Source organism: Ensifer sp. YR511 (assembly GCF_900103045.1).
Lineage (GTDB): Bacteria > Pseudomonadota > Alphaproteobacteria > Rhizobiales > Rhizobiaceae > Ensifer > Ensifer adhaerens.
In genome coordinates this window covers 80,534-100,459 of record NZ_FNGR01000020.1, presented here as the reverse complement: position 1 = coordinate 100,459, position 19,926 = coordinate 80,534, and the positions used below count along the sequence as shown (strand labels likewise).

At 60.2% G+C, this 19,926-nt stretch carries 18 protein-coding genes and 2 pseudogenes; 12 read left to right on the top strand and 8 right to left on the bottom strand.

The genetic code is table 11. From position 1 onward, the window contains the following. Positions 1–15 precede the first annotated feature (15 nt). The 11 genes and pseudogenes from BLU15_RS26750 (at position 16) to BLU15_RS26705 (ending at position 10,045) form a co-directional block, all read left to right on the top strand. Complete coding sequence (locus BLU15_RS26750) at positions 16–1,242, top strand: alanine racemase (protein WP_090299649.1); 1,227 nt, start codon at positions 16–18, stop codon at positions 1,240–1,242. Between the two features lie 216 nt (positions 1,243–1,458). Beyond that, positions 1,459–2,139, top strand: a complete 681-nt coding sequence (locus BLU15_RS26745; RefSeq protein ID WP_090299646.1) for a type 1 glutamine amidotransferase domain-containing protein — start codon at positions 1,459–1,461, stop codon at positions 2,137–2,139. Between the two features lie 55 nt (positions 2,140–2,194). Beyond that, positions 2,195–2,335 (top strand): hypothetical protein, encoded by a 141-nt coding sequence (locus tag BLU15_RS39635; RefSeq protein ID WP_176960365.1) that lies wholly within the window; start codon positions 2,195–2,197, stop codon positions 2,333–2,335. Positions 2,336–2,449: 114 nt separating this feature from the next. After that, a complete protein-coding gene (locus BLU15_RS26740) occupies positions 2,450–3,535 on the top strand; it encodes a nucleotidyltransferase family protein (RefSeq protein WP_090299643.1) in 1,086 nt (361 codons plus the stop codon). A 383-nt stretch (positions 3,536–3,918) separates the two neighbouring features. Further along, on the top strand, positions 3,919–4,578 hold the full coding sequence (locus BLU15_RS26735; RefSeq protein ID WP_090299641.1) for an ABC transporter ATP-binding protein: 660 nt from the start codon (positions 3,919–3,921) through the stop codon (positions 4,576–4,578). Continuing rightward, positions 4,575–6,983, top strand: coding sequence for an ABC transporter permease (locus BLU15_RS26730; RefSeq protein ID WP_090299638.1), 2,409 nt, complete (start codon positions 4,575–4,577; stop codon positions 6,981–6,983). The genes BLU15_RS26735 and BLU15_RS26730 overlap by 4 nt, the downstream gene beginning before the upstream one ends. Then, positions 6,973–8,040, top strand: coding sequence for a lipocalin-like domain-containing protein (locus tag BLU15_RS26725; RefSeq protein WP_090299637.1), 1,068 nt, complete (start codon positions 6,973–6,975; stop codon positions 8,038–8,040). Before BLU15_RS26730 ends, BLU15_RS26725 begins: the two co-directional genes overlap by 11 nt. A 465-nt stretch (positions 8,041–8,505) precedes the next feature. Then, the gene (locus tag BLU15_RS26720; RefSeq protein WP_090299635.1) at positions 8,506–8,799 is read left to right on the top strand and encodes a hypothetical protein; all 294 of its coding nucleotides are present in this window, start codon (positions 8,506–8,508) and stop codon (positions 8,797–8,799) included. A 50-nt stretch (positions 8,800–8,849) separates the two neighbouring features. Then, complete coding sequence (locus BLU15_RS26715; protein WP_090299632.1) at positions 8,850–9,029, top strand: hypothetical protein; 180 nt, start codon at positions 8,850–8,852, stop codon at positions 9,027–9,029. Between the two features lie 3 nt (positions 9,030–9,032). Continuing rightward, positions 9,033–9,834 (top strand): annotated as a pseudogene (gene xth / locus BLU15_RS26710) (exodeoxyribonuclease III). Then, entirely contained in the window at positions 9,827–10,045 is a 219-nt protein-coding gene (locus tag BLU15_RS26705) for a hypothetical protein (RefSeq protein WP_090299630.1), read from the top strand. The pseudogene xth and the gene BLU15_RS26705 overlap by 8 nt, the downstream one beginning before the upstream one ends. Positions 10,046–10,936: 891 nt before the next feature. On the opposite strand, the gene BLU15_RS26700 is transcribed toward BLU15_RS26705, so the two are convergent. The 7 genes from BLU15_RS26700 to BLU15_RS26670 all read right to left on the bottom strand — a co-directional run bounded on the left by BLU15_RS26700 (position 10,937) and on the right by BLU15_RS26670 (position 18,256). Next, positions 10,937–11,794: a carbohydrate ABC transporter permease gene (locus tag BLU15_RS26700; RefSeq protein WP_090299627.1), complete on the bottom strand. Its 858-nt coding sequence runs from the start codon at positions 11,792–11,794 to the stop codon at positions 10,937–10,939. A 9-nt stretch (positions 11,795–11,803) separates the two neighbouring features. Next, positions 11,804–12,697, bottom strand: a complete 894-nt coding sequence (locus tag BLU15_RS26695; protein ID WP_090299624.1) for a carbohydrate ABC transporter permease — start codon at positions 12,695–12,697, stop codon at positions 11,804–11,806. Beyond that, positions 12,694–13,791 (bottom strand): ABC transporter ATP-binding protein, encoded by a 1,098-nt coding sequence (locus tag BLU15_RS26690; protein WP_090299621.1) that lies wholly within the window; start codon positions 13,789–13,791, stop codon positions 12,694–12,696. Before BLU15_RS26690 ends, BLU15_RS26695 begins: the two co-directional genes overlap by 4 nt. Before the next feature lie 5 nt (positions 13,792–13,796). Beyond that, positions 13,797–14,579: a 6-phosphogluconolactonase gene (locus BLU15_RS26685; protein ID WP_176960364.1), complete on the bottom strand. Its 783-nt coding sequence runs from the start codon at positions 14,577–14,579 to the stop codon at positions 13,797–13,799. Positions 14,580–14,644: 65 nt separating this feature from the next. Then, positions 14,645–15,913: an ABC transporter substrate-binding protein gene (locus BLU15_RS26680; protein WP_090299615.1), complete on the bottom strand. Its 1,269-nt coding sequence runs from the start codon at positions 15,911–15,913 to the stop codon at positions 14,645–14,647. Between the two features lie 31 nt (positions 15,914–15,944). Further along, positions 15,945–16,880: a carbohydrate kinase family protein gene (locus tag BLU15_RS26675; RefSeq protein WP_090299612.1), complete on the bottom strand. Its 936-nt coding sequence runs from the start codon at positions 16,878–16,880 to the stop codon at positions 15,945–15,947. Further along, a complete protein-coding gene (locus tag BLU15_RS26670) occupies positions 16,871–18,256 on the bottom strand; it encodes a family 4 glycosyl hydrolase (RefSeq protein ID WP_090299611.1) in 1,386 nt (461 codons plus the stop codon). Before BLU15_RS26670 ends, BLU15_RS26675 begins: the two co-directional genes overlap by 10 nt. Positions 18,257–18,430: 174 nt before the next feature. Here BLU15_RS26670 and BLU15_RS26665 point away from each other — a divergent pair, with 174 nt between their 5' ends. Next, positions 18,431–19,201: a GntR family transcriptional regulator gene (locus tag BLU15_RS26665; protein WP_090299609.1), complete on the top strand. Its 771-nt coding sequence runs from the start codon at positions 18,431–18,433 to the stop codon at positions 19,199–19,201. Here BLU15_RS26665 and BLU15_RS40170 read toward each other — a convergent pair. After that, a pseudogene (locus BLU15_RS40170) lies at positions 19,201–19,556 on the bottom strand (ISL3 family transposase); the annotation flags it as partial. The gene BLU15_RS26665 and the pseudogene BLU15_RS40170 overlap by 1 nt on opposite strands. Positions 19,557–19,926 lie beyond the last annotated feature (370 nt).

Here is a 19,926-nt window from a genome sequence, read left to right as displayed (position 1 = left end):
TCAGAGTATCCCAACATGAGCACTTTCGAAGTGACGCAACCGGCTGCGAGCGCTGCCGGCATGGCGTCGACAGATATCCGCGACAGCGCAAGCGGGACCACGGCCGCAGTGTTCCTGCGTCCAGCGGCCGCCGACCGACCGACCCCCTATATCGAGGTCGACGAGAAACGGCTCACCCGCAATATCAAGGCCATGCAGCAGCGCGCCGATGCAGCCGGCGTGGCGATGTTCCCGCATGTGAAGACGCACAAGAGCCTCCACATCGCCCGACAGCAGCTAGCCGCAGGTGCGCGCGGTATCACCGCCTCCAAGCCCAGCGAAGCGCTGGTCTTTGCCGAAGCCGGGATTGCGTCGATCATCCTGGCCTATCCCATCGTCCATGCGGCGTCGCTCGATCGCCTTCTGCCTGCGGTCAAGGCGCGGGGCGTGGAGCTGGGCACGATTGCGGCGAGCGAAACAGGTGTCGATGCGCTGTCGGAGGCTGCTTACCGGCACGGCGTCGAGATCGGCGTGTTTCTCAAGGTCGACGTTGGCCTCGGCCGCGTCGGCCTCAAACCCGATGACCCGGCAGCGCCTGAACTGTGCGCGAGGATCGCCGGCGCGCCGGGTTTGCGATTTGCCGGACTGCTTTCGCACGCCGGACATGCCTACGCGGCTCCGCAGCCCCATGCCCTGGCCAAGATCGCCCACGACGAGGCCGAGGCCCTCGCCGGCCTCGCCGGGCGGCTTCGGCAACGCGGAATCGCCGTCGATTGCATTTCCGTCGGCGCAACGCCGACTTGCCTCGGTGCACCGCTGCCCCGGGAAGTCGATTGCATCCGTCCCGGAAACTACGTCTTTCTGGACGTCACCGCCCTGCGGCTTGGCATTTGTACCGCCGACGACCTGGCGCTTTCAGTCGTCGCCCGCGTCGTTGCGTCGAACGAGGCGCACTTCATCATCGACGCTGGTTCGAAGTCCATGAGCTCCGATCGCGGCGCACATGGCATGGGTGGCGCAGGGTTCGGCACGGTCGTCAGCGCCGAAGGCGATGGCCAAACCGGCCTGTGGACGCTCGAGCGACTGTCCGAGGAACACGGGTTCGTCCCCCATTCCGGGCGCCCCCTGCCGCTGGGCAGCCGCGTGCGCGTGTTCCCCAACCATTCCTGCGCCTCGATCGCCAACTTCGACAATTTCGTCCTGGCGCGCGCGGATGGCACCGCAGCCAGCCTGTCGGTTGACGCCCGCAACGGTCAGACCTGAAGAGCGCACCGGCCTTTTCGGTCACCTGGGCGGCGGTTTATCGCCGCCCATCAACGCGTTGAAGATCTCGCTCCTTCGTCCATCATCAAGATGGATAGCTGGATTCTGAGACCTAGATCTCCCAAATATCATTGCGACGCCAATATCAGTGCATCGAGAAGCCTACGCGGCTGATCGGACTTCAAATCTACTCCTCCAGTGAAAAGGATATGATCCATGAAAGTCCTAATGGTCCTCACCTCGCACGACACCCTCGGCAACACCGGCAAGAAGACAGGCTTCTGGCTCGAAGAGCTGGCGGCTCCCTATTACGTCTTTAGGGATGCCGGGGCCGAAATCACCCTTGCATCGCCCAAGGGCGGCCAACCGCCGCTCGACCCGAAGAGCGATGAACCGATGTTCGAGACCGACCTCACTCGGCGTTTCAAGGCAGACCGGGAAGCCAAGGCCAAGCTCGCCGAGACGGTGCGCCTCGACAGCGTCAACCAAAGGGACTTCGACACCGTCTTCTATCCCGGCGGTCACGGTCCGATGTGGGATCTCGCCGAGGACGAAAACTCGATCAAGCTACTCGAAGCCTTCATCGCGGCGAGCAAGACGATTGCGCTGGTATGCCACGCACCCGGCGTTCTGCACCGCGTCAAGAACCCGGACGGCACACCTTTCGTAAACGGGCGAAAGGTCACCGGCTTTACCAATTCCGAGGAAGCGGCCGTCGGCTTGACGGAGGTCGTGCCCTTCCTGGTGGAAGACGAGTTGCTCGGTCTCGGCGCCGTTTTCTCGAAGGTGAAAGACTGGGGCGTCCACACGGTCGTGGATGGCCAGCTCATCACCGGCCAGAATCCCGCCTCATCTGGCGAAACGGCAAAGGCCCTCCTGGCCGCTTTGAAGCCGTGAGGATTGGATCGGGGCGCGTCGCCAGTAAGAGCGGCCGCCTTCGGCGGAGCGCATCTTGCTGCTCGCGTTGCGCGTCGAAACGACCATGGGCATGGCCCAGGGAATGGGGATCGCCGCCCGCGATACGTTCCTCGTGCATTACGTGATCGATTTGGCTGTGCAGGCCGATAGTCTGGCCGAGCAACCGCCGATCTGATCGAAACAAGAATGCAGCTTAACCCCGGGTTTCCGGGGTTTTTTATTATCGATTGACAAAGGGCAATAGAGTTATAATGTTTTCTCCAGCCCATTATAACGGGAAGAGCGAACGATGAAACAAATCGACCTGGTTTATCGGACGGCGTTCGCAGAACTCGCGCAGCGGACATTTGACGCCCAATTCCAAGCTGACTTCCCTCTTGAGGGTCGTTTCGTGACAGTTCCGGTCAAGGGCCGCAATTACTGGTATTTCGATGTCCCTACTCCCGAAGGCAAAGACAAGCGCAGCTACGTCGGCCCCGAGGATGATCCAGAGATCACGGCGCGAGTGAAGGCCCACAAGGAAATCAAGAATGACATCCGCGAGCGGCGGCGTCTCGTCGCCATGCTCCAGCGTAGCGGCGGGATGTCCTCGCCGGATCGCTTCGCGGGTGAGGTTACGCGGGCCCTTGCCGACGCTGGCCTCTTCCGGCTACGAGCGGTCCTCATCGGCTCGGTAGCGTTCGGCTGCTATTCGGGCCTGCTTGGGGTCCGTCTCCCCAATACCGCCATCCAGACAGGTGATGCGGATTTCGCGCAGGACTTCGCGATCTCGTCAGGTGTCGAGGATAGGCTGCCGCCTATTCTCGAGGTCCTGCGATCGGTCGATGAGACCTTCCAGGCAGTACCGCACCAAGCCGACAAGGCAAAGGTGGTCGCCTTCACGAACTCGGTCAACTACCGCGTCGAGTTCCTAACGGGCACCCGGGGATCGGACGAATACACGGGCAAGCCCTCGCCCATGCCCGCCCTCGGCGGGGCGTCGGCGGAAAACCTCCGGTTCTTGGACTACCTCATCTACGAGCCTGTCAGGACTGTGCTACTGCATCGGGAGGGCGTGAGCGTGAATGTCCCCGCTCCCGAACGATATGCCGTCCACAAACTGATCGTGTCGTCCAGGCGGCTCAACGATGCACCCGGGCGTGCGAAGCGGGACAAGGACCTCCTGCAAGCCTCCCTGCTATCTGAAGCCCTCGTGGAAACCAAGCAGGGCGACGTGTTGGCCGATGCCTACCGGCAGGCTTGGGATCGCGGGCCGTCGTGGCAGGAAGGGATCGCAGCAGGCCTAGTCATGATGCCGGACAACGGCAAGCGCGCGCTGGCCGATGCCCTCGGTGTCGCGGTGGACAAGCTCGGTGAGGAAAAGGGGATTTCATGAAATCTGAAAAGCGGGGGATCAGTATGAATAGTTTCAACAAAATGACGGTTGTCGCCGCATGTGAACTTGTTGGCTAAGCCTATTCGCACAACGACATGGAGGTCCTTCCTCGATCATCACCGCCATCTCAGTGATCCGTTCTCTCAGCGGGTGCGGCCTCTTTCATGCCACCTCCTTATGTTGGCAACCTAAGTCGCTCCCCCCGACACGTTTCGTGACGGATCGATGAAATTTGGCGGGCTCGCGAAGCCACTAATGCCGGGAATTTCCTCAACGACGGAAAAACCATGAGGTTCACCCGAAATATTTAATGAGATTCCCACCGGACTGCCTTTCAGAGCGTGGTGCGCTACTTAGATGCAGTTCACCGGATTAAAAAATTGATGATCCTCTCGCTCTCAGATGTCACCAAATCCTATCCGTCGGTCGAAGGACCACTCCCAGTGTTGAAAGGAGTAAGTCTCGAACTGGACAAAGGCGAGAGCCTGGCACTCACAGGGGAGTCGGGAAGCGGAAAAAGTACACTCCTCCATCTGGCAGGCGGCTTAGATAAGCCAGACGGTGGCACTATCTCTGTGAAAGGGCAAGAAATTACTAAGCTGGACGACGCCGGCCGCGCCAACTTTCGGCGGACCGAAGTCGGTTTGATCTTCCAGCAATTCAATTTGATCCCTAGTCTCGATGTCAGCGCGAATATCTCGTTTCATGCTGAACTCGCTCGACGCTATGATCCCGTTTGGGAGACAGAACTCGCCAATGCGCTGGGGATCGACCAGCTCCTGCGACGCTATCCCGAACAGCTATCCGGCGGCCAGCAGCAAAGGGTAGCAATCGGTCGGACATTGGCAGCCAGGCCCGCCCTTGTTCTGGCGGACGAGCCCACGGGTAATCTCGATGAAAGCACGGCCGACGCCGTCCTCGACATCATGCTTCGACTGACAAAGTCGCAGGGCATCGCCCTTCTCCTTGTGACCCACTCCAACCGCTTGGCCAACAAACTTGACCGGCGGGTCATACTGAGCGGTGGGGAGCTTGCAGCATGAGTTGGGTTGCTCTTCGAGCGTTGTTATCTCACTGGCGATACAGGCCCCTCCAATTCGCCACGCTGATCGCCGGAGTGGCGCTCGCAACAGCGCTGTGGTCTGGGGTGCAGGCAATCAATGCCGAAGCAAGGGCAAGCTACGGTCGCGCTGCCGCGGTGCTTGAACAGAATGAATTTGACCAGCTTGTCGCCGAGGATGGAGGGTCGATATTCCCAGAGGCTTACGCGAGGCTACGGAGAGCCGGCTGGAACGTTTCCCCTATAATCGAAGGCGACTATCGGTTTGGTCAGACCCGTATCCACTTGATCGGCATCGATCCCCTGAGCATGCCCTCGGAAGGAAAGATTTCCACGGTATCAAACGGCACGGAGCTCGCGCGCTTCCTCGGCCCTCCAGGACAGCTCTTGGTCTCAGCTGCAACGGCGCAACGTCTCCGAGGACCAATCGGCCTAGAGGTTAGAACCACCGCCGATTTGCCGGACGGCACTGCGTTCATCGACATCGGAGTGGCCGACCGCCTGCTGAATCGAAAGGGAGAACTGAGCAGGATCGTTGTGGCTCAGTCGCAGAGAGCCGGACTTGAACCGTTCCATCGCCTTGTGCCGGGACTCTCGGTTAAAGGGGCAGGCGAGCGGCCGGACGTTGCTCGCCTCACCGACAGTTTTCACCTCAATCTAACGGCCTTCGGTTTCCTTGCCTTCGTCGTGGGACTTTTCATCGTCTATTCAGCCACCGGTCTTTCCTTCGAGCAGCGCCGCATGACTTTTCGAACGCTGAGGTCTCTCGGTGTCTCCCTTCGCTCGCTGACGGTAATGCTGCTTGTCGAAACCGTTGCGTTCGCGCTGTTGGCGGGGGTAATTGGCGTTGTGCTCGGCTACTTTGTGGCGTCAGCTCTCTTGCCGGGTGTCGCGGCAACCCTGCAGGGTCTTTATGGAGCCAGTGTACCTGGAGCGCTTTCCCTAAGACCGGGGTGGTGGCTTGCGGGCCTAGCGATCGCGCTGGCAGGCACGGCATTGTCATCGGCTCAACATCTGTGGCGGGTGTGGAAGATGCCGATACTCGCCGCAGCACAGCAGAGGGCATGGGCGCGTGCCTCTGCGAGAAGCGCAGCATTCCAAGCATGCATCGGTGCAGTTCTTCTGTTGGCCTCCGGCCTTTTAATCCTCTTTGGCCGAAGCCTCTACTCCGGCTTCGCGGTGCTCGCCGCTCTCCTTCTTGGAGCCGCGCTAATCTTGCCGCCGATCTTGGCGGTCCTCATCGGTCTTGGGCAGAAGATGTCGAAGCATGTAGTTGTTCGCTGGTTCTGGGCGGATACGCAGCAACAGTTGCCGGGTCTTTCCCTCGCGCTCATGGCGCTGCTCCTCGCTCTCGCGGCGAACATCGGCGTCGGCACGATGGTGTCGAGCTTTCGCCAGACCTTCATCGGCTGGCTCGACCAGCGCCTTGCTGCGGAGATTTACATCACGGCGCGAAATGAGGCAGAAGGCGAGCGCCTACGGCAATGGCTCCCTGGACAGGTGAAATCCGTTCTCCCGATCTGGAGCACGGACGGAGAGGTGGTCGGACAGCCGATGCAGATTTTTGGCGTGGTCGACGACCCTACATACCGTGATCACTGGCCATTGATCCTTGGGTCGCCAACGACCTGGGACGAGATTGCTGACGGGCGCGGCGCATTGGTGAACGAGCAACTTTGGCGTTCCGGAAAAGCCGAAATCGGTGAACAGATTAAACTTCCCGGAGGGTGGGCCGCGACGATAGTCGGTGTCTTTTCCGACTACGGCAATCCGACGGGGCAGGTCATGATTGGCCTGGATGCCTTGGTGCGTCACTATCCCGCCGTCTCGAAATTGCGATATGGTCTGCGGATGGACCCAAGTCGGGTGCCGGAGGTTAGAAAGAAGCTTGTCGACGAGTTCGGACTTCCGGAAAGCAACATCGTCGACCAGGTCTCCCTCAAACGGCAATCGACGGCGATCTTCGAACAAACTTTTGCCGTCACGGGTGCTCTGAGCCTGCTTACGCTTTTCGTTGCCGGGTTCGCGATGTTTTCGAGCCTCTTGACGTTGTCTTCGCAACGCTTGCCGCAACTCGCACCCGTTTGGGCCATGGGACTGCGCCGCCGCGACCTTGCGCTCGTCGAGATCATCCGGACACTTGCTTTGTGGCTTGCTGTCTTCATTGCATCGATCCCAGTTGGGCTGGGGCTCGCCTGGGTGTTGCTTGCAATCATCAATGTTGAAGCCTTCGGATGGCGGCTGCCACTGATCCTGTTTCCCATGGACTGGCTAAGGCTCGGTATCATCGCATTTATCGCGGCCGCCATATCGGTTGCGATACCCATCCGGCGACTTGCGAAGACCGATCCGGCCGATCTCCTCAGGGTGTTTGCAAATGAACGGTAGAAGAACCTTTCTCACGATCTTAGCCGTGTTCCTGTTGTTCCCCGTCTCTCTTCTAGCCCAGGGATTTGCCGGACTTGGATCGAATGCCGAGGGTTTCGCCGTACCGCAAAAGGGAGCCCTCCTAGAGTTTCCGAGAGACCATGGCGCACACCCCGATTTCCGCATCGAATGGTGGTACGTTACCGCCAACCTTGAGACCACCGACGGATGGAAAATAGGCGTGCAATGGACGTTGTTCCGTTCGGCGCTTGCTCCTGTCGAGCGCCAGGGTTGGACGAGCCCGCAAGTCTGGATCGGCCACGCCGCCGTCACGACAGCTGACCGCCATTATGTCGGCGAACGATTGGCGCGGGGGGGAGTTGGACAGGCAGGGGTAAGCAACGCACCGTTCGAAGCGTGGATCGACGATTGGCAGATGAAGGGCAGATCCACTGCGCCAGACGATGAACTGAACCATCTCGATTTGACTGCCAAAGACGCCGACTTCGCCTATAGACTGGCCCTTGACGCCCAGGGCCCGCTTGTTCTTCAGGGGGACCGGGGTTTTTCGGTAAAATCAGCGGCCGGCCAGGCGAGCTACTACTACTCACAGCCCTTCTATATGGTTCGGGGAAGGGTCGAGCTGGGCGGCGAATCCCATGAGGTAACAGGAAAAGCATGGCTTGACAGGGAGTGGTCGTCACAGCCTCTGGCGTCGGATCAGACAGGTTGGGACTGGTTTTCCTTGCAACTGGCCTCCGGAGAGAGGGTCATGGCATTTCGGCTACGCGATGGCGGTAAGGGTTACGTCTCAGCAAACTGGATCGAAGCCGACGGCAAAACCTCTCCCCTTGGATCGCAAGACGTCTCACTGGAACCGCTACGCCTGGCAGACGTGGAGGGCAAATCAGTGCCTGTCGAGTGGAGAGTGAGGATTGCCAGCCGGGGTCTCGATGTTCGAGCAACGGCGCTCAACGATCACGCATGGATGGCAACCTCGACACCCTATTGGGAGGGTCCGATCCAAATAGATGGCAGTACGACAGGGCAGGGTTATCTTGAGATGACAGGCTATTAGGCCTGGTGGGCATGATGCTCAGCCTCGACAGGCATTCGGGGCATCAAAGAGTAGACATCCCTCGATCCGAGGCCGTTCATCGAACTCAAGATGAATCGATGTTCCGGCCTTGACGGACTTCTCCGCACCGGTCGCAGATAATGATGTCGGGAGCTGCTCTCTGCTAACCTGCTAGGGCCGGCGGCGAATCTCTTCCAATTAGATGGTGGCCGAGAAACCCTCCAGGACAACTGATTTGCGGTATCGGCTTTTGTGTGCTTCTTGCGCCCTGTCCCTCGTCGTTCCCAAGAGCAGTGATCTCTGTCTCACGAACTACAGACCTTCGTACCAGCCTCCATAAGGCGTATTTCTGGCGTAAAAGCTCTGACACCAAGCGATCGTGATCTTCTTCCGCGAGAGCCGGATTGCTTTTGCGCCAAGGGCGGCCCCGACGACGAAGTATCTGCCGTCCGGAGTATCGGGATAGTGCTTTTCGACCCGTTTGTCCCCTGCCATACCGAAGGAACTTTCACGGGTCGATTTGGTTTCTTTTACGAGATCGCGGCGTGCCAATCGGGCGCGACGGAGATGGTGAACGCAGCGGTTTTCCCGATTTCTCGCTGCGGGCGAATGCCAGGCGAGCACCTTTACCTGGCCGCCGTGATCCTCACCAGGGTGATGGATAGCCTCCCTGGTGAATTGAGCGGTGCCACAGCAAATGTCTACCTCGGCGGCAGCGAAGTTAAGCTTTCCTCGGGTACAGCCGTCATGGATTTGTAACTTTCTGCGTTTTCGCGCGTTTTGGCACGACACACCACCGGAGAGACCCGATGTCCAATCGCGAACTCATCGATACTGGGACCGACAAACGGTACGTGCGCCGCGATAAAGACGGCACATTCAAGGAATCCGTGAATGTCGGCCGATCTCTGTCTGCAGACAAACGGCGTAAGGCCAAGCATGACGCGAAGCCCGGCGAGGGCGACAAAGGCGATCACCGCAAGGAGTAGCCGGTGAAGATCGCGACCTATAACGTAAATGGCGTGAACGGTCGACTCCATATGCTGCTTCGATACTTGGCTAGAACTTCGCCCGACGTCGTTTGCCTCCACGAACTCAAAGCTCCTGACGCCAAGTTCCCGGTCAAAGCAATAGAGGCGGCGGGTTATGGTGCAATCTGGCACGGCCAGAAAAGCTGGAACGGTGTCGCTATTCTGGCGAAGGGAGAGCAGCCGCTGCTCACCCGCCAGGGCCTACCTGGTGATGCTGAACACGTCCACAGCCGGTATATCGAAGCGGCGATCGGTGGCATGGTGATTGGTTGCCTGTATTTGCCAAACGGCAATCCCTATCCCGGCCCAAAGTTTAACAGCTCCTTTGGTTCGAGCGCCTATCGGCCTATGCCGCGGAACTGCTCGAAATAGATGTCCCTGTTATCCTTGCCGGCGATTACAACGTGATGCCAACGGAGCTGGACGTATACAAGCCGGAACGATGGACCGACGACGCCCTTTTCCGTGTCGAAGTCCGGGACGCCTACCGGAAGCTCGTCGACCAAGGTTGGACGGACGCTCTGAGGCACCTCCATCCTGGCGAGCGAATCTACACGTTTTGGGACTACTTCAGGAATGCTTTCGGCAGGGATGCAGGCCTGCGTACTGACCACTTCCTTCTAAGCCCCGCGGTTGCTACTCGGCTCCGCAGAGCAGGGGTCGACAAAGAAGTCCGCGGCTGGGAGAGCACACGAGTGATCACGCGCCCACCTGGATCGAGTTATCCGACAAGAAGAGCAGACGGAGAAAGCACGATGGGTGAATACTGGAAAGCTAAGGTTCGTATAGGTCTGGAGGAACTGGTTGACAAAGCCGTGGTGGGAGGCGCGCGGCATGCAGACGTCTTCGCCGCAATTGAAGCAGAACTGGCCCGTCTTCGCATCGCAATTGAGCTCGATCCCGATCCCGCAGACGATAGTACGACACGAATTCTTGGAGAACCAGCGAACGATTGGCCGGGAGCCCAGAGGTAAAGCCACGCAGCACGCACGACGATCGCTATGTGGTCATTGCGCCGGGCCTGTCAATGTCGCTAGTGCTACAATCCCCTGGCTTGCGCTAGCCGGCTTACAGGCAAATTCGTCCGCGAGGTCACTCGCCACATCGTCGCAACACTCCCACCAACGAATCCTCGTCCCGAAACGTCGGCCGCCGAGAATACAGCGCCGGTGAAGAGCGCGGCACTTTCGGCAGTCTGATCGCAAAGACGAACGGCCGCTGTCAAATTGTCCGAGGCTTTAGCTGTGGCGCGCTCGCACCGAGAAGCGCGAACGATGATACCGACAGAGCAATGGAGTGGGCGCTGGATGTGTCATAGGCAATCCTCAAACGGGGAACGGGTGATGCGCACTTCGATCGCCGCTCAAGGTTCCCCCCGAAAGCCGACCCAGTCGAGGCAGGATGGGACGAAGAAGAGGTAAGCACGATTTTAGAGACGGTTCGTCGCGAGGCCATCGCCAACGTCGTATCGGAAGACCTTGTCTCGGCCTCCGCAGAACCGCCGACTGCTGAAGCTGTCGATGCAGTCGGGCGCCGGGGCGCTGAATCTGCGCAAGGTCTTCACAAGAGCGCTGAGAATGAAAGCCGCGGATTTGGAGTAAGCAGCTGTCTCGAAGCTACCGGCACCCCTGGGAGTAAGCAGAGCTTGTGACAATCGTCTTGCAATCACTCATAGACGCATGGAGGCTATGGGTTCACAACCTACATTCCTGTTTATCGCGTACAGGGACGAGACCTACCACCACTTGCAGGCCTTTTCTCGCGGGGCTGACGGGATCTGCATAGAGTTCGCCCGGCAAAACCAGTGGCGGCTTTCGAGACTGCCGGTGGTGTCACGAATGGCCCACAGGCAGAATGCACGTCGCCTACCCTTTAACGGCCCCAATCGTCAGGCCTGCCACGATCTTCCTCTGAAAGATAAGAACGAGAGCAAGCAGCGGCAATGTCACAGTCACCGAGGCAGCCATCAGGAGGCCGTATGGCACCTCGTATCGGCTGCTGCCCGTGAGGAGGCCGATCGCCACCGGTACTGTCCGGTTTTCGTCAGTCAGGATAAAGGTCAGCGCGAAAAGGAACTCGTTCCACGACAGGATGAAGGCAAGCAGGCCGGTACTGGCGATGGCCGGCCACATCAGCGGCAGCAGCACATGGGTAAGGATGCGCAGCCGTGAGCAGCCGTCGATCAACGCCGCTTCCTCGAGTTCCATCGGCAGATCGCGAATGAAGCTGGTCAGGATCCAGGTCGTGAAGGGCAAGGTCAGGATGAGATAGGAAACGACCAGCGCGCCCGGGCTATTGTAGAGCCTCAACCAGCCGATCACCTCGAACATGCCGGAAAGCACCACGACCTGAGGAAAGACGGAGATCATGAGAACCGCAATCAGCAGATAGCGCCCCGCCGCGAAATGCAGCCGGCCGAAGCCATAGGCCGCGAGAATGCCAATCGCGAGTGCAATCATGGTGCTGGCAAGCGCTACGATGATGGAGTTCACCAGCGCGCCGATGAACACGGCGTTCGAGAAGAGCTGCACGTAGTTGGTTAGGTCGAGGGACGGCAACAGGCTGAAGCCGTAGATCGCCTGCCCGGATCTCGTCGAGGTCACAATCGCCCAGTAGTAGGGAAAGAGAATATAGACCATGACCACGGCAACGGCCGCATAGAGACCAACGGATTTAAGGCGACGGATCAGCCGATAGGTCGCGTTGGAATGGCGTATGGCCATGATCGCCCCCTAATGATGTGGCCGGTCGAGCCGAAGCAAGCCGACGATGACGATGGCAATGAGGCCGATGATCAGGAAAACCCAGGTCGAGGCAGCCGAACCGACACCGAGATCCTGAAAGCCGATGAGCTGGTCACGCGCATAGATCGACATGGTCATCGTGTTAGCATTGTTGGCGGCCAGTACGTAACTCAGGTCGAACATGCGCAGTGCGTCGAGCGTGCGGAAGAGCATGGCAACGCCTATGGCGGGCGCCACAAGCGGCAGCGTGATCGACCAGAAACGCTTCCAGTGCGGCACGCCCGACACCTCTGCCGCCTCGTAGAGCTCCTCTGGGATGAGCTGGAGGCCGGCGAGAATGAGCAGCACCATAAAGGGCGTCGTGACCCAGATGTCGATGAAGATCACCACGCCGAGAAGAAGGGACGGGTCGGCGGTCCAGGCAATGCCCTTGGCGATGATGCCGAGTTCGACGAGCGCCTTGTTGATGAGGCCGAACTGATCGTTGAGCATCCAGTCCCAGATGCGCGTCGAGACGACCATGGGCATGGCCCAGGGAATGAGAATCGCCGCCCGCACCAACCCGCGGCCGAAAAACGCTCGATGCAGTAACAGTGCGATCGCGAGCCCAAACATGGTCTCGATGCCCACGGAGACGACGGTGAACACGAGCGTGTTGCGGACGGCCCGCCAGAAGGTGGCGTCTTCCCAGACGGTTACGAAGTTCGCGAAACCGACGAAATCATAGCTGCCGGGATTGTCGAGATAGGCATCGGTAAAGGCGAAGAACACCGTGCGGCCCAGTGGCCAGATGGCAACCGCCAGCAAGATGACGACAAGGGGGGCCACAAATAGCCATGCTACTCGCGTTTCGGCGCGCCGGGCGCGATCCGTCGGCGTCATGCAACCTCCTCTGCCACTCGGCCGGCTGGCCTGTGGTCGAGCCGCTGGCCATCCCGGTCGAAGAGGTAGAGGTTCTCCGCGCGCCAGCCGACATGGACGGACTGTCCCGGCAAAAACGCGGGTGGCGCGCCAGAGCCTCGAACGGTCCAGATCAGCCCTTCGCCGATGCGCACATAGCAGAGGTATTCGTGGCCGAGATCTTCCTGTCTCTCGAAGATGCCCTCGATCGTACCGGAGCCCGGCTGCGCCGACAGCGCCAACGCTTCCGGCCGCAGCCCGATCTCGCTGGCCGCGGTGCCCGTCGCCAGGCCAGGCGCATAGGAAAACCCGTCTGGCCCCGCCAGTCGACCATCGGTCAGCACAGTCGGCGCGAAGTTCATCTTCGGGCTCCCGAGAAAGCCGGCGACGAAGCGGGTCGCAGGGCGATCGTAGAGTTCGCGGGGCGTGCCTGTCTGTTCGACCTTGCCGTGGTTCAAGACAACAATCCGATCGGCGAGTGTCATTGCCTCGGTCTGGTCATGGGTCACGTAGATCATCGTCGTCTTGACTTCGGCATGCAGCTTGGCGATTTCGAAACGCATCTCGGTGCGCAGGTCCGCATCAAGGTTGGACAGTGGTTCGTCGAAGAGGAAGACGTCCGGATCGGCGACGAGCGCGCGGCCGATCGCAACGCGCTGACGCTGGCCGCCGGAAAGCTGGCGCGGTTTACGCTCCAGCAGATGACCGATCTTCAGCATGCTGGCGACCGCCTCGAGCTTGCGCGCGATCTCCGCCTTGCCGATCCGTGCCGTCTCCAGCGCGAAACTGATGTTGCGCGAAACATTCATGTGCGGGTAGAGCGCGTAGGACTGGAAGACGAAGGAAATGCCCCGCTTCGAGGCCGGGACATCCGTTACTTCATCACCGCCGATCAGCACGGCGCCGTCCGAAACCGGCACGAGGCCCGCGATCAATCGCAGCAGGGTGGATTTTCCGCAGCCCGAGGGGCCCACGAAAACCACGAATTCGCCGTCGGCGATCTCCAGGTCGACATTGCGGATTATGTCATAGACGCCGAAACTCTTGCTGACGTTCTTCAACGTGACGGACGCCATATGCTCTATCTCCGGTTGTCGGCCGCGGCATGGTCCGCGAGGATGTCGTGGCTTGCTGCGGCCAGCACGATGCTTGCAGGCCAATCCGCATCAAAGCCGGCGGCATTGGTGACCCGCCGAAACGCTTCGCGCTTTTCCCTCCCCCAAAGCAAAAGCATGCAATGGCGAGCCGACCGGATCGTCTGCAGCCCAACGCTGACGCCATGCCGCGGCACGGCGTCGAGGTTTTCGAAGGCAGGGAAGGTCTTCAGATTGTCAATCCGCGTCTGCTCGGCCAACGTCACAATGCGCGTGAGGCTGCCGAGTTCACTGCCCGGCGGATTAAAAGCGACATGACCATCGCCGGAACCGGACGCAACCAGGAAGCAGTCGATACCGCCGGCCTCCGCAATGCGCTTGTCATAGGAGGCTGGTTCGTTCACATCGGGAAACCAGATGTTCTCCGAACGAATCCGGAACTCCGGCGGCAGGACCGCATTTATCGGCGCGACGATCTCCCGGTCAGCGAAGCCGCGGCAGGAAAAATGCGCGAACGGATCGGCAGGACGAAGCCGTCCGGGGCCATCTTCGATCGTATATTCGTCCATCATCACAAGCACGAGATGCGAGATGTCCAAGGGCTCATACCGCACGGCTTCGGCGAGTGCCGCATAGACGGGTCGCGGCGTGCGCCCCGTCGGACATCCGAGGAGATAGGGCCTGCCCACGGCCGCGCCCAGCCCCGCCAGCAGATGGCTTGCGGCATGGTTTCCGATTGCTTCGGGCTTTTCGAACAGGCGAACGGTCACTCGCGATTCCTGTTTGCTTGGAGATTGATCCCGGCAGACGACCATGCCCGCCGGGATCTTCGATGTCAGTCGGTAGCCTTCACGTCGCGTTCGATGCGACGGGCCATCTGCTCGACCGTTCCCGCAACATCATCGGCGCCCGAAATGATCTCGTGGACGGCGCGGTAGAAGGTTCGCGAAACACGGTTGTAGTTCTTGCCCGTGATGGCCGAGGGACGCGCCACGGACTCCTCGAAGGCTGCCTTTGCCATTTCAAGGAACGGGATCTTCGCCAGCACGTCCTTGTCCTCGTAAAGGGCGGCGACAGTGGGATTGTAGCCACCCTCGATCGCCCGCATCTTCTGGTCCTCGAGGCCGACCATATAGCGCAGAAGGTCCACAGCGATGTCCTGCTTCTTCGAATATTTCGAAACGCCGAGATAGGCCGTACCCAGCGCGCCGCTGGAGCCCTCGCCTGCCGCGCCCACGGGCAGCGCCATCACGCCGACCTTGCCGACGAGGCCGGCGTCTTCAGCCTGGGAGGTGCCCCAGACATAGGGCCAATTGCGGTGGAAGACGGCGTTGCCGCTTTCGAAGATCGCACGTGAAGCCTCCTCGTCGTAGTTCAACACGCCCTGCGGCGAAATCGTGCCGATCCAGTCGCGCGCCCGCGTCAGCGCTTCGACGGCCTTGGGATTGTTGATGGTGACTTCACCGTCGTCGGAAACAATTGTGCCGCCACCGCTCGAAGCGATCCACTCGAGTGCGTCGCAGGTGAGGCCCTCATAGCTCCTTCCCTGCCAGACGTAGCCCCAGATGTCGGGGCTCCCGGCCGCCCGCTCCGCGTCCTGGATCTCCTTGGCCGTCGCAGTCAGTTCGTCCCAGGTCTTCGGCGGCTGCTTGCCGTACTTCTCCAGAAGGTCCTTGCGATAGAACATCAGGCCGGTGTCGATGTAGAACGGCATGGCGACAAGCTTGTCTTCAAGCCGCGCCGCGCCGGTCGCCGAGGCGAAATGCGCCTTCACCTCATCCTCCGGCACCAGCGGCGCAAGGTCGGCAAGGTGGTCCTTGAACATGCCGAGCCAGATCACGTCGATATAAAGCACGTCGACATCAGCCGAGTTGGCGGCGAAGAGTTGCTGGTAGATCGGGATCGCATCGTCGAGGTTCTGCGGCATGCGATTGATCTTCACCTCATGACCCGAGGTTTTCGACCATTGCGCCGCTCCCTTTTCGCAGAGCTCGTAATCGGTTGCCGAGCAGAACATCGAAACGGTTTCGGCTCGCGCCGAAACGGCCGATATCGATGCCATCAGGGCCGCGCCGGCCAGGAGTGCCAGTTTATTTCTTGCCATTGTTCCCACCTTTGTTTTGCACTGGACGCTGCTATACGGGAGCCCTCGCTCGCCTGTATTTCGGAAGGTCGTCGAGATAGGGAAGATTGCGGCCACCATAGCCGGTGACGGCCAGCGAACCGCAGATGACGCCAATCTCGAGCGCAGACTCGAAGTCTGGTTCGCTCAGGAGGCCGTGCACGAAGCCGGCATTGAAGCAATCGCCTGCGCCGGTCGTGTCGAAGACTTCAACCGCAAGTGCGGATACTGCGTATCGCTGACCCTCGTGCATCGCGATCGCCCCCTCCCCGCCGCATTTGACCACAACGGTCGGGCAGAGTTCGACGAGAAGCGCCAGGGCACCCTCCACATCCGCCGCGCCGGTCAGGTCGAGCGCCTCCTTGGCATTGGGCAGGAACACGTCGATCGACGACAACGCCTCCCGCATCGAAGGCGTATCGAGCGTCATGTCGATATGCTGGCAATCCGAGCACACCAAGACGCCGAGAGAACGCGCCTCTTTGATCAGAGCAAGACGCTCGGGATCCAGCGAGAAACCTTGCAGCAACAGGACGCGCGGCTTGAGGCGCCGAATTTCCTCGCGTGCAATCAGACCCTCCGGTTCTTCCGAATAGCTCATGAAGCCGCGGTCGTGCGAAAGCGAAAAGGCGGCACTGACGCGCCTGAGCGGCCGGTCGACCATCTGGAAGAGCTCTGTCGGTATGCCTTCCCGCCGCGCTTCGTCAACGATCATGCGGCTGAAGATGTCGTTGCCGAAGGTGCACCACCAGCCGACCCGCGTACCGAGGCGGGCAAACGCAAGTGCGGTCGAGAACGACGCCCCCGGGAGCCAATCGAACTCCTTCGCCCAGATGTCCGTCCCGATCGTCGGCGCACCGGGCAGGCCGCGGAAGATCAGGTCGAAATAGTATTCGCCGATCACCACGACCTCGAAGTCGGGTCGTTCGTTCGGTTCACTCAATGCCATTCTCCCGTGTGGGCGGCGTGCGCGGCTAGGTATTCGTCCACGAGCGGCTCTGCGCGGGAATAGGACAGAACCAGCGGATGCGCCATCAGCGCCTCGATGGCTGTCTGCCGGTCGCGCTGCAGGATGGCGCGGATCGCGAGCCGTTCGTAGCGCTTCACGTTGAGGATCAGTTGGGCCTGCGATTCCGGCATCTTTCCAATCGGCAGCGGCTTTATGCCCGCCTTGTCGACGACACAACTCACCTCCACGACATCGTCATCGGCGAGCCCCTCGATCGCACCCTCGTTGCGCACGTTCAGGCCGCTATAACAGGGCACGCCAGTCTCCAGCGCGTCAATGAGATTGAGCGCGACACCGGCATAGCCTTCTCCCTCCTCGCCGGTCGCGCTGTGGGCGGGATGATCCGAGACCCGGTCGGCAGCCTCCATGCTCGGCGCGTCTTCAAAGGCGTAGTGCATGTAGGTGGCGTTGCGCCGGCGCTCGTAGGCGTAGTAGGCGGAGAGGGCCACATCGGCATCGCTGTCCAGATCCATCCCGCCGAGGCGCGCCATGAGTGCGGCGTTCAGGTCCTTGACCTCCTCGCCGCGCGTGCGAGTGTCCGACTTCAGCGCCTCCACGGCACGTTCCGCGTAATAGTAGTAGTAGAGATATTCGTTGATCCAGTTGCGCTGGCGGCGGATCAGGCTGGGATCGAACATCCGCTGCGAGGTAGACTTCAGGAAAGCCTCGTCGTCGAGCAACGGCTGCAGCACTTCCCTGCCGTTCAGCGTCGCGCCACGGGTGAAGGAGAGATGGTTCAGCCCGTAGACTTCGGCATGGACATCGTTCTGCGGCACCTTGAACCAGCGGGCAAGCGCTTCCTGGGCTCCGTTCGCGCCGTCGCAAATTCCGATGGTGCGGTGATAACCGGAATCCTGCAGGGCTTGCGCGACCAGGCCGGCCGGGTTGGTGAAGTTGAAAAGCCACGCATCAGGGCTCCGGCGCTTCAGGATCTCGGCATAACCGAGGATGACCGGAATACTGCGGAGCGCCATGGCGAAGCCGCCGGGACCGGTGGTCTCCTGCCCGAGCACGCCATGGGCGAGCGCGATCCGCTCGTCCTTGATGCGCCCCTCCTCGTTTCCGGGGCGGACGGTCGTGACCACATATTTCGCGCCGTCGAGCGCGCGCTCAGCATCGGGCGTCACGGTAATGCGCACCGGCGATTGCACGCGCCGGGCCACTTCCTGGCTAATGCGACCGAAGAGCTCCAATTTCTTCTCATTGATATCCTGAAGGCAGATCTCGGTCAGCCCACTCTTTTCCGCGCGCCGCAGCGCCGAACCGACAAATAGGGGCGCGCGGACACCGCCGCCGCCGATCAGGGTAAGTTTCATGTCATGCTCCGCCAAAAGGACAGCACGATCAGTACTGGTCATAACCAGTCATGTCAACTATGATTCACTCACTCGGTCCGGCGTGCATCTTCGCGGCCATGCGGGCGTTTCGCCGGACGACATTTGCGTGTATTTGCAGTAATCAAGCGCCTCGATCACATGCCAGGAACCTCAATGTCGGCGTACGCCAACCAACGCGAACCCCTGATAGAGCGCAATCACCCCGATCCGCTCTATATCCAACTGCGCAATCTGCTGAAGGCGAAGATAGATCAGCGCGAATGGGCGACGAATGAGAAACTTCCCTCCGAGAGGGAGTTGGTCACGCAATATAGCGTCAGCCGCATAACCGTGCGCCAGGCTCTCAAGGAACTTGAACATCTCGGTTATCTCCAGAGCCGGCCGGGCAAGGGCATCTACGTGTCGGAGCCGAAGCCGAGCTATGAGCTGGAAATCGTCAGGAGCTTTACGCAAACGGCGATCGAGAACCGGTTGCGACCAAGCATGCGACTTCTGACAGGCGAAGTAATCAAGGCCGGCGAAGAGATCGCACGGTCTCTTTCTCTGCCGGTCGGCGCCGAAGTGGTTTATCTGGAGCGATTGCGCCTGCTGAACGACCTGCCCGTCGTCGTCCAGCGCGACTGGTTTTCTGCGGGAATGACGCCCGGTATTCTCAAGCTCGATTGGACGGCGGAGAACCGTTCGCTCTACTCCGAATTCGAACAAACCTACGGCGTGTTCCCGGCCCGCGGCCAATCGACAGTCAGCGCGCGGCTCGCGACAGACGCAGAGGCCGAGCTACTGCAAATGGAAATTCCGGCTGCGGTTCTTACTCTCGATCAAGTCGCCTATGATGCAACCAACCGAACCGTCAACATCAGCGCTGCCGCCTATCACCCGCTCCGCTACCCTTTGACGCTGACGCAAATGAATCAACGTCGATAGTCAAAAACACCTCTTGTGGAGACCACGATCGTCCCGTACCGCGAGGAACGCCGCCAGCTCCAATCATCTATGCCCACAACCCGAATAGCGTCTTTTTGTATGAACGCCGAATTATCGCGCTTCAGTTGTCGCAAGATCATGTCGCCGCTGACCGGCATGCCAAGCCAGTGCATCAAGTATTCACCCGGGCGACCGCCTATCCTGTGGCCAACCAAGCCTACAATCTCAGACATCCGTTCAGTTCGTCCCATGTAGGGTGAAGCAATCTCGGGCAACCTGTCGGGGTTCGTCGCCCGCATTTCCGGTGTCTGCACTGCCACCGGTTCAGTGCGAGTTTTATTTGCACAACTTGACCCCATGGTCGGAAATAAAAGTCTGGGCCTTCGTTAAGATCCATCACAAGGTTTGCAAAATAGAGTCCCAGTCCGCGCTACCCCCTGGTCGCCAGGTAAAGAACGGGCTGACCATGGTCGCAGGATCATCGAGGAACCCGGTGCCATTGTCGGCGACCACGATCGCCGGGCCGCCCTCATAGTCAGGGATCACATTGAGGTAGATCCGGCGTTGGCCCGCTCAGGATGACGCATCCTGACCCAGTGCACCGCATTGTCGACCAGATTGGTCAGAGCGCCCAGAACAAGTCCCAAGGCAAAAGTTGCGGTGGCATCGGGCGCCTCGCTTCGACCTCATGAAAGATGATCGCCGTGCGAGACCCCGGAGCGTGT